The sequence below is a fragment of the Actinomycetota bacterium genome (assembly GCA_018830725.1).
Lineage (GTDB): Bacteria > Actinomycetota > Humimicrobiia > JAHJRV01 > JAHJRV01 > JAHJRV01.
Window position 1 is genome coordinate 1 of record JAHJRV010000030.1, and the last position, 10,121, is coordinate 10,121.

The window sequence follows — 10,121 nt, forward strand, 5'->3', positions numbered from 1 at the left end:
ATGCCATTGTATAAAAGAATTATAAAATGTGATTGTGGAAACGAAATAGATAGAGATAAAAACTCAGCTATAAACATAATGTCTCGTTTCCTATCACAGAATGCCAAGTGGACAGGCTATCAGCAATTTGCTGGTAATCTGCGACAAACAGGTCTATCTATAGAAGATAGATACTCGCAGGAAGCCCTCTGCGTTAGCTGAGGGTAGTTCACAGAATTAACCACGCACCTATTTGATACAGTTAAATTAATTCATAAATATTTCAAATTTTGTTCCTGTATTATAAAATAGCAATTAATGAATATTTTAATTAAAAAATAGCATAAGACAGATATTTCTATATTAGAGATGAATTCATGAAATTATGAATAATAAAAAGAAAATAGATACTAAAAATTAGTAGGAAAAAAATGGCAAGAACATGGAGAATATTAGAGGGGAAAAAAGTAAAATTACGGGATTTGTATAAAGATGATCTTCCCAAATGTTTAGTGTGGCTTAGAGACAGAAGGGTTACAAAATATTTAGATTTTGATTTAATTAATATTGATTTAGTACAAGAGACAAGATGGTTAAAGACTATGCAGAGTTCTCCAAATGATTATATTTTTGCCATAGAAAAAGAGAACGGTAAACATATTGGGAATATAGGATTACACAGAATAAATTGGAGAGATAAAAATTGTATGTTGGGTATATTTATAGGTGATATAGAAGACTGGAATAAAGGACATGGAACGGATGCTATAAAAACTATATTAAAATACGCAGTAGATAAATTGAGTTTACATAAAATAAATTTACATGTTTATGAATATAATCCCAGAGCTATTAAAACCTATGAAAAATGTGGTTTTAAAAAGGAAGGTTTGTTAAAAGAAGGACACTACTATAATGGAAAATACTGGGATGTCATAGTTATGGGGATTTTAGATAGAGATATTAAAATGCTTTCTGATTAATGTAATTAAAATTGTCATTTTTTTACCTTACTCAGAGCTTTTTATGATCAAAGAGAGGAAAAAATCCTTAATGAGTAAGGGAGTAGTTATTGAATACATAATTATTATTCTGAACGCAGCGTAGAATCTAATATCAAATGATATCTGATTAAGACAATTTTATAAGTAAATAGATAAAATAGAAATATTTAATTTGAAAGATAGGTAGTTATGGGAAATACGAAAAGACTTAGCAAAGGAACAAGAAAATATATTCGTAGGAAGAAAGCAGAAATAAAGGAAATTTTAGATAAAACTGAGCAGAAAAGACTGATTGAAGAATTAATGTCTAAATTTAATATAGATAAAGTTGTTAAAAAACAATAATAAGAATATATTAAAAATTTAATTATTTTTTAAATATCAAGAATTATCTGTAAATCTAAAAGAAAGGAGTCATAAGTGGAATATTTTAATCTCTTTGAAAAATACGGTCATGAACAGGTTATATTCAACACAGATCCCGAAGTAGAGCTAAAAGCTATTATTGCAATACATAATACAGTATTAGGACCTGCTCTGGGAGGTTGTAGAATGAGAAAATACTCATCTGAAGCCGATGCTGTAATGGATGTGTTGAGACTTTCCAGGGGAATGACTTATAAAAATGCTGCAGCAGATTTACCTTATGGTGGAGGAAAAGCAATAATAATCGGTGACCCATCAATTGATAAAACCCCTGAGTTAATGGAGTCTTTTGGGAGATTTGTACAAACCTTACAAGGAAGATTTACCACTGGTCCTGATATGGGAACTGATCTGGATGATTTTAAACACGCAAAGAAATATACACCCTATGTTATCACTTGGGAGGAGAAGTTTACTTCTTCTGATGATATTTCACTGAATACTGCCTATGGAGTTTACGTGGGTATTAAAGCGTGTTTAAAACAAGTTTATGGAGATGATTCATTAGATGGAAGAGTAATAGCTGTTCAGGGGTTAGGTAAAGTTGGTTACAATCTATGTAACTATTTGTCAGAGGAAGGTGCAAAGTTACTTGTATCAGGACATCACAGAGATAAAATTGATAGAGTTATAAAGGAGTTCAACGCAAAAGAGGTAGGTGTTGAGGAAATATATTCAGTTCAGTGTGATGTTTTTTCACCAAATGCAGTTGGAGCAATTTTGAATAACAATACAATTCCAAAATTGAAGTGCAAGATTGTTGCTGGTGGAGCAAATAATGTGCTTCTTAATGAAAAAGAACACGACATTAAACTATATAAAAGAAATATCTTATATGCCCCGGATTATGTGATAAATGCAGGAGGTGTAATTGCAGCAGCTCAAACATTTACTAGCTATGAGTATGAAAAAGCACGTGAAAAGGTAGATAACATATACAATATCCTACTTAAAATATTTAGTATAAGCAAAGATGAGGATATACCTACTCACAAAGCTGCTAATGTAATGGTGGAAAGAAAGATAAATAAAGCCAGAAAGAAAAGAAAAATCTATTATAAACTCTAAAAATGACTTTAGGTAATACTTAATTGGAAAGTTATCATAGACATAGAAAAAAAGAAAAAGCAAGAAGAAGAACATTCTTTACAATTGTCATATTAATTCTTGTTTTAATACTTTTAATAATTTTAAGACAAAGTAAGATCAGGCTTTTCAAAGAAGAGGAACTCCCCATAGCTCTCATTAATCAATTACCTAAGATAAAAAAAGTTGATATAAGTATTGCAAATATAGTAACAGATGCAGATGGTGATGGGATAAATGATCAAGAGGATATACTTCAGGGAGCAAAACTCGAACTTGAAAGAAAAGCCAAAAACATAATCGCTGAAGAATCTATTAATTATTTTGAAGAAGGTGATCCTCCTCCAGATAAGGCAATTTGCTCAGATATTATAGCAAGAGCATTTACTAATGCTGGTTATGACTTAAGAATGTTAGTCGATAAAGACATAAAAGGTAATTTTGGGGAATATCCTTGGGAGCTATGGGAAGTAAAAGCAGCAGATCCAAATATTGACTATAGAAGACCGGAGAACTTAATAATTTTTTTTCAAAGAAATGCTAAATCTTTAATTATAGACATAGATCCAAAAAACCCCAAAAATTTATTTCAATGGCTTCCTGGAGACATAATTTTTTGGGATATAAATAGAAATGGAAGTGTTGATCATTGTGGAATACTATCTGACAGACCTAATAAAGAAAATATTCCTTATGTCATACATAACTATTTAAAACCAGGTTATACAGTTGAAGAGGATGTACTTCAAAAATGGTTAGTAGTAGGACATTTCCGCTTTCCCGGCAAATAAGCAAGTGAATAAAAATTAAATAATTATTATCACTTATCTATACATGTCCTTTCACTATAATAAGGAATAGTTAGTGGTGAAAAATAATTTAAATTTCATCAAATTGTGGAAACAAAAATACCTCTATATTTTTAGCTTTTTTCTGTATGTAAGGAAGATTTTCTGTATCAACTATAAAGGGTATATTTTCGCCAACTTTCAAATTTACTAAATAATCTGAACCGACTGCAATTATCCTTTCCTTGTCATCATAAAATGCAACTAAAATTTTTGCACTATCAAGATCCTTTTTTGAAATGTTCTTAACAAAACCTTTAGCCAAATTATGTGAATTATAGTAAGTTAAATCTATATTTGAAACATCAAATTCAAAAGTATCTTCAATATCAAATGGAATCCAGGAACATCTTATTGTATCTATCTCATAAGATTCAAAATGTATATCGTTACTTATTTCAGTAATCAAAGAAAATGGAGCTGATTGTTCAGGAAGAATATATTGAAGTTTTACAGATTCTGATGTTTTTAAAACAGTAGATCCCTCTGAATCATAAAGACTGCAAGACAAACTGACATTTGTTGCTGCATAATCGCTGCTCATATTTTTAAGAAATCCAAAAATGCAAAAATAGTTTCCATAATGGTATTTCCAGATTTCTTCTAATTCAATCTCTTTTTTGTTTATAACTCTACTCTCAATTTGCTTCTTTTCTTCTTCTGTACCTTGGTTTTCCTTTACCACTTCTTTTTTTGGATTCTTAACTTCAGACGCAGGTTCTTCTTTGTTTTTAAATATATTATTGTAAAAATTTGAAATTGATGAACTTAGTTTTGAAGAAAAATTTTTAAAATTTTCTTTTAGATTATTGAAAAATTTTATATTGAATAAATTATTTATTATTCTTAGAGGGTTTGTTAGTAAGTTGTTAAAGTAGAGAAAACAAAAGATACTAACAAGAAATAAATCAATAATCAAAAAAACAAAAATCCATTTTTTCAAAAAATACCTTCCTTAATTAAAAAATGTAATAATTGAATTTGAAATCATTTTGTTCATGTTTCTTGACATATACTTTTAGTAATTATAATATAATTATGCATTTCACTGACATTTATTTTCCATACATGGAGGATAACAATTATTAATATCTTATTTATCTATAAAAATGAATTTTTGTTTCAAAAACTTTTGCATTTTTTCCTATAAAGTATTATAGGGGTGAATTGCAAAAGTTTTTTATTTTCAATAATTAATGATTCACCAGTCTAGTAAATTTATAATTAAATAGAAATTAAAAAAGAAAGGAGAGATAATGGAAATCTTTGAAAAAATGGCACAGTATGATTATGAACAAATTGTATTTTGCCATGATCCATCAGTAAATCTAAAAGCAATAATTGTTATCCACGACACAACACTGGGAGCAGCATTAGGTGGATGTAGAATGAGAATGTATCCTGCTGAAGAGGATGCTATTATTGATTGCCTTAGATTGGGTCGAGGAATGACCTATAAAGCTGCAGCAGCTGGACTAAATTTAGGAGGTGGAAAAGCAGTTATTATTGCAGATCCCAAAAAAGACAAAAGTGAGGAGTTCTGGAGATCATATGGTAAGTTTGTTAATTCACTGAATGGTAGATATATAACTGCTGAGGATATGGGGACAAGTGTAGAAGATATGGAGATTGTCTTACAGGAAACTCCATTTGTGACAGGTGTAAGCAAATCTCAAGGAGGAAGTGGAGACCCTTCACCATTTACTGCTTTAGGTACAGTTCAGGGAATTAAAGCATGTGTTGAAGAGGTTTTTGGAAGTACATCACTTGAGGGAAAGAAAATAGCAGTTCAGGGAGTAGGAAATGTCGGTTATCATCTATGTAAATTTCTTCACAAGGAAGGAGCAAAATTAATAGTTTCTGGTCATCATCAGGATAGAATTGATAGGGTTAAAAAAGAGTTTGGTGCAAAGGCAGTGGGTGAATATGATATTTATTCTATTGATTTTGACATTTTTTCACCAAATGCAGTTGGTGCAATAATCAATGATGACACAATTCCACAATTAAAATGTTCAATAATTGCAGGAGCTGCCAACAATCAACTTGCTGAAACAAGACATGGAGATAAGGTTCATGAAATGGGAATATTGTATGCCCCAGATTATGTAATAAATGCTGGTGGTTTAATTAATGTATATAATGAACTTACTGAATATAGTGAAGAGAGAGCTACAGATATGGTTTTAAAGATTTATGATAATGTGAAGAAGGTTATTGAGATTTCAAAAAGGGACGATATTCCAACCTATATAGCAGCAGATAGAATGGCTGAGGAAAGAATAGCAAAAATAAGAAATTTGGAGATACTATCTACAATTGATGGCTCAAAAATTAGAGCAGGTCGTTAAAGTTTAGTATAAATTAATATACTTATCAAAGATTAACTGAGGTGTTAATATGGTGAAATTTGAAAATAAAAAGGATAAGTGTAAAGGATGTGGTCTTTGCATTGAATTCTGTCCAGAAGGTGTACTAAAGTTCTCATCAGAATTAAACTCATTGGGTTATTATCCAGTTAAGGTTATAGATATATCTAATTGTAAAGCTTGTAAATTCTGTGAACTTATTTGCCCAGATTCAACAATTAAGGTTTTTAAACAGTAAGGAGAATATTATGGGAGAAAAACAACTATTTAAGGGAAATGAAGCAATAGCAGAAGCTGCAATTAGAGCTGGATGTAGATATTATTTTGGCTATCCTATAACTCCTCAAAACGAAATACCTGAATATATGTCAAGAAGAATGCCAAAAATTGGTGGAGTATTTTTGCAAGCTGAGAGTGAGATTGCAGCAATAAATATGGTATTTGGAGCAGGAGGTTCAGGTGTTAGAGTAATGACCACAACTTCAAGTCCAGGAATCAGCTTGATGCAGGAGGGAATTTCATATTTAGCAGGAGCTGAAATACCTTGTGTAATTGTAAATGTTATGAGAGGAGGACCAGGTTTAGGTGGGATTCAACCAGCACAATCTGATTATTTTCAAGCAACAAAGGGAGGAGGTCATGGGGATTATCATTGTCTTGTATTGGGTCCATCAACATTACAGGAACTGGTGGAGTTTGTATTTTTAGCATTTGACTTAGCAGATAAGTATAGAAATCCAGTAATCATTTTGACTGATGGTGTAATGGGACAGATGATGGAACCCGTAGAATTTCCACCCGAAGTTGATATATTAAAGCTATCACCTAAAGAGTGGGCTACCACTGGAGCAAAAGGTAGAAAAAAGATAATTCTCAAGTCTCTATATCTGGATCCATTGGAATTGGAAAATCATAATTTGCATCTTCAAGAGAAATACAATAGCATGCAAGAAGAGATTAAGTGGGAGGAAATGAATACAAAGGATTGCGATTTGTTGTTGGTTGCTTATGGAACTGCTGCTCGAGTTTCCAAAAAAGCTATTGAAGTAGCTAAAGAAAAAAACCTTTCACTTGGAATTTTCAGACCTATTACACTTTATCCATTTCCGTATATTCAATTAAAAGATGTAATTCAGAATAAAAAAATAAAGAATATTTTAGTTGTGGAGATGAGCATGGGTCAGATGATTGAGGATGTAAAATTAGCTGTTGAGGGTGAAGCTCCAGTTGGATTTTATGGAAGAACGGGTGGAGTAATGCCTAAAGTTGATGAAATAATAGAAAAGGCTGAGAGTATATTAAAAGTAAACACGTTAAAAGGGGTGATGTAGGTGGCTAATGTTAAAAAAGAAAAGGATAAATGTAAAGAAAAAGAAATAAAAACCTTAGAGGATGTTGTAACCCATTACTGCCCGGGTTGTGGACATGGAATAGTTCATAGGTTAGTTGCAGACGCAATAGATAGATTAGGAATAAGGGAAAAGACAATAGGCATTGCACCTATAGGGTGTTCAGTTTTAATTTACAACTATTTAAATTTTGATTTTCAAGAGGTGCCTCACGGAAGAGCTCCAGCAGCAGCAACAGGAATAAAAAGAGCTCAACCAGATAAGGTTGTTTTTACATATCAAGGTGATGGAGATTTAGCATCTATAGGAACAGCCGAGATAGTTCATGCAGCAAATAGAGGTGAGAATATAACTACTATATTTATTAATAATGCAATATACGGAATGACTGGGGGGCAGATGGCTCCTACAACACTCTTAGATCAGAAGACGACAACTTCTCCCTATGGAAGGAATTCAACTTCTACGGGATTTCCACTTAAAGTTTGTGAACTTTTATCTTCATTGGATGGAGTAGCGTATTTAGAAAGAGTTAGTGTTAGCTCACCAAAAAATGTTGTGAAGGCTAAAAGAGTTATTAAACATGCATTTGAAGTTCAACTCGCAAATAAGGGATTTTCACTTGTAGAAGTACTTTCGCAATGTCCAATGAATTGGCATATGAGTCCAATTGATTCTGTAAAATGGGTTGATGATGTTATGTCAAAGACTTTTCCCCTAAAAAAATTCAAAGATACTGAACGGGGCAGGTCTTGACATGGGACATAAAATTTGATTTTAAAACGAAATTTAAGAATACTGAATTTAAAGAAGGGGAAATTAAAAAATGATTCATGAAGCGATATTTGCAGGATTTGGGGGACAAGGTGTTATGCTTATAGGTCAATTATTGTCATATTCTGCAATGAAGGAAGGGAAAAAGGTAACCTGGATGCCATCTTATGGTCCTGAAATGAGAGGTGGAACAGCTAATTGCTCGGTGGTAGTTTCTGATGAAGAAATTGTATCACCAGTAGTGGACAATCCGAATTTAGTTATAGCAATGAATCTCCCTTCATTGGAAAAATTTGGTCCTATGATAAAAGAAGGCGGAACACTTATTATAAATACATCCCTTGTTGATAAGGATTTAAAAAAATATCCTGATAAAGTAGATATATTTAAGATTTCAGCTACAGATAAAGCAACAGAACTTGGTAATAAAATGGCAGCAAATATGGTAGCTTTAGGAGCACTGATTGCAAAAACTGAGATAGTTGACCTTAAAACTCTTAAAGAAAGCTTAAAAGAAGTTCTTAAGGGTAAAAGTGAAGCTATAATAGAGCTGAATAAAAAAGCTCTTAAATTAGGATATGATTTAGCCAAAAAATAATAAGTAGTCAAACCGTAGGGCAAAGCTTTAGCTTTGCATAAAAATCTATTAAAAAATAAAAAATTTATTAGAGGTGAATATGAGGGATTATAAAAAGATAAAAAAGTGGGGGAATGTAACCACAAACCAATGGAGAGATTGGAAATGGCAAATGCAAAATCGAATAACATCTGTTGAGCAGCTAATAGATATAATAGAACTAACTGAGAAGGAAATAGAAGGCATAAATGCATCTTTAAAAAAACTCAGAATGGCTATAACTCCATATTATACTATGCTAATGGATCCATATAATCCAGAATGCCCGGTTAGAAAACAGGCTGTTCCATCACCTTTGGAACTAATACCATCTCCAACAGATATGATAGATCCCTTGGCAGAGGATAGAGATTCACCTGTCTCTCGAATAACACATAGATATCCCGATAGGATTCTCTTTTTAGTTACAGATCAGTGTGGATCATACTGTAGACACTGTACAAGGAGAAGATATGCAGGTAAAACTGATAAAGCAGCAACAGACAAAGAGATAGATATTGCTTTAGATTATATTAGGAATACGCTTACAGTCAGAGATGTTCTGTTGTCTGGTGGTGATCCTCTTACTATGTCAAATGAAAGATTAGAAAAGATACTAATAAAATTAAGAGAAATTCCTCATGTAGAGATTATTAGAATTGGTTCTCGTCTTCCTTGCACTTTACCATATAGAATAACAGAAGAGCTTTGCAATATGTTAAAAAAGTATCATCCTATCTATATCAATACCCATTTCAATCATCCCAAAGAACTAACAGATGAATCAATAAGTGCACTTCAAAAACTTGTTGATTCGGGAATTCCTGTTGGAAATCAGACTGTACTGCTCAGAGGGATCAATGACAATATATCTGTAATGAAGAACCTTTGTCTTGATCTCATGCAAGCTAAGGTGAGACCCTATTATATATATCAATGCGATTTATCAGAAGGAATAGAGCATTTTAGAACAACAGTTGGCAAAGGCATTGAAATTATAGAAGCATTGAGAGGACATATATCAGGATTAGCAGTACCAACCTATGTGATTGATGCTCCAGGTGGAGGGGGTAAAATCCCAGTAAGTCCTCAATATTTAATTTCTATAGGGGATGGCAAGACAATATTAAGAAATTATGAGGGAGCAATATCAGTATATACAGAACCTGAAAAATTAGCTGGAAAAGAAGCGCCATACTATAAATCTAAGAGAGTTTTTGCTCCTGATCAAGGCCCGACCAAACTTATATCATCGAAAGGTGTAAGTATGTGGCCAGGTAGAGTTACCTATTATAGAAAGAAAGACGAGGAAATCAAGCCTGAATGGTTAAAAAACAAAGAAAAAAGAAAATTAAATAATAAGGAAGAATTGTAATGAAAAAATGTCCATATGGTAGTCACAGAGTAATAAAACCGAAAGGAGTCTTACCGCAAGCTGCCTGGAAACTTGACAATTCATTAGAAATCTATGATAACGAAATACTTATTGATGTAGAAGCTTTAAATATTGATTCAGCCAGTTTTACTCAATTGAAGAAAGAATATGGATACGAAGAGGAGAAGATAGCATCTGCAATTTTAGATATAGTAAAAAAAAGAGGAAAGATGCATAATCCTGTAACAAATTCTGGTGGGATGTTAGTTGGAAAAGTTGAAAAGATTGGTCCAGA

The 10,121-nt window shown here is 32.2% G+C and carries 13 protein-coding genes; 12 read left to right on the plus strand and 1 reads right to left on the minus strand.

All coding sequences use genetic code 11. The features are described from left to right. From KKC53_01360 to KKC53_01380, 5 genes are all read left to right on the plus strand, one after another. Positions 1-201 (plus strand): transposase (locus tag KKC53_01360; protein ID MBU2597817.1); only part of this gene is annotated, 201 nt, incomplete at its 5' end. A 209-nt stretch (positions 202-410) separates the two neighbouring features. Then, the gene (locus KKC53_01365; protein MBU2597818.1) at positions 411-962 is read left to right on the plus strand and encodes a GNAT family N-acetyltransferase; all 552 of its coding nucleotides are present in this window, start codon (positions 411-413) and stop codon (positions 960-962) included. 210 nt (positions 963-1,172) lie between these two features. Beyond that, positions 1,173-1,328, plus strand: coding sequence for a hypothetical protein (locus tag KKC53_01370; GenBank protein ID MBU2597819.1), 156 nt, complete (start codon positions 1,173-1,175; stop codon positions 1,326-1,328). Positions 1,329-1,403: 75 nt separating this feature from the next. Further along, entirely contained in the window at positions 1,404-2,477 is a 1,074-nt protein-coding gene (locus KKC53_01375) for a leucine dehydrogenase (protein MBU2597820.1), read from the plus strand. A gap of 23 nt (positions 2,478-2,500) precedes the next feature. Continuing rightward, positions 2,501-3,286, plus strand: a complete 786-nt coding sequence (locus tag KKC53_01380; GenBank protein ID MBU2597821.1) for a DUF1287 domain-containing protein — start codon at positions 2,501-2,503, stop codon at positions 3,284-3,286. 88 nt (positions 3,287-3,374) lie between these two features. On the opposite strand, the gene KKC53_01385 is transcribed toward KKC53_01380, so the two are convergent. Beyond that, positions 3,375-4,286 carry a hypothetical protein gene (locus tag KKC53_01385; GenBank protein ID MBU2597822.1) on the minus strand — a complete coding sequence of 304 codons (912 nt, stop codon included), beginning with the start codon at positions 4,284-4,286 and terminating at the stop codon, positions 3,375-3,377. Between the two features lie 313 nt (positions 4,287-4,599). Here KKC53_01385 and KKC53_01390 point away from each other — a divergent pair, with 313 nt between their 5' ends. The 7 genes from KKC53_01390 to KKC53_01420 form a co-directional block, all read left to right on the plus strand. Next, positions 4,600-5,694, plus strand: coding sequence for a leucine dehydrogenase (locus KKC53_01390; protein ID MBU2597823.1), 1,095 nt, complete (start codon positions 4,600-4,602; stop codon positions 5,692-5,694). Positions 5,695-5,743: 49 nt separating this feature from the next. Further along, complete coding sequence (locus KKC53_01395) at positions 5,744-5,950, plus strand: 4Fe-4S binding protein (protein ID MBU2597824.1); 207 nt, start codon at positions 5,744-5,746, stop codon at positions 5,948-5,950. Positions 5,951-5,960: 10 nt separating this feature from the next. Further along, positions 5,961-7,043 (plus strand): 3-methyl-2-oxobutanoate dehydrogenase subunit VorB, encoded by a 1,083-nt coding sequence (locus tag KKC53_01400; GenBank protein MBU2597825.1) that lies wholly within the window; start codon positions 5,961-5,963, stop codon positions 7,041-7,043. Positions 7,044-7,088: 45 nt separating this feature from the next. Then, on the plus strand, positions 7,089-7,817 hold the full coding sequence (locus tag KKC53_01405; protein MBU2597826.1) for a 2-oxoglutarate oxidoreductase: 729 nt from the start codon (positions 7,089-7,091) through the stop codon (positions 7,815-7,817). Positions 7,818-7,887: 70 nt separating this feature from the next. Continuing rightward, positions 7,888-8,433 carry a 2-oxoacid:acceptor oxidoreductase family protein gene (locus KKC53_01410; GenBank protein MBU2597827.1) on the plus strand — a complete coding sequence of 182 codons (546 nt, stop codon included), beginning with the start codon at positions 7,888-7,890 and terminating at the stop codon, positions 8,431-8,433. A gap of 79 nt (positions 8,434-8,512) precedes the next feature. Then, positions 8,513-9,826: a lysine 2,3-aminomutase gene (gene ablA / locus KKC53_01415; protein ID MBU2597828.1), complete on the plus strand. Its 1,314-nt coding sequence runs from the start codon at positions 8,513-8,515 to the stop codon at positions 9,824-9,826. Then, positions 9,826-10,121: L-erythro-3,5-diaminohexanoate dehydrogenase (locus KKC53_01420; protein MBU2597829.1), on the plus strand; the 296-nt coding region annotated here is incomplete at its 3' end. The genes ablA and KKC53_01420, both read left to right, overlap by 1 nt.

Coding starts and splice junctions, on each gene's coding strand:
- ablA (MBU2597828.1), top strand. CDS start 8,513: ATGAGGGATTATAAAAAGATAAAAAAGTGGGGGAATGTAACCACAAAC.
- KKC53_01400 (MBU2597825.1), top strand. CDS start 5,961: ATGGGAGAAAAACAACTATTTAAGGGAAATGAAGCAATAGCAGAAGCT.
- KKC53_01370 (MBU2597819.1), top strand. CDS start 1,173: ATGGGAAATACGAAAAGACTTAGCAAAGGAACAAGAAAATATATTCGT.
- KKC53_01395 (MBU2597824.1), top strand. CDS start 5,744: ATGGTGAAATTTGAAAATAAAAAGGATAAGTGTAAAGGATGTGGTCTT.
- KKC53_01410 (MBU2597827.1), top strand. CDS start 7,888: ATGATTCATGAAGCGATATTTGCAGGATTTGGGGGACAAGGTGTTATG.
- KKC53_01390 (MBU2597823.1), top strand. CDS start 4,600: ATGGAAATCTTTGAAAAAATGGCACAGTATGATTATGAACAAATTGTA.
- KKC53_01365 (MBU2597818.1), top strand. CDS start 411: ATGGCAAGAACATGGAGAATATTAGAGGGGAAAAAAGTAAAATTACGG.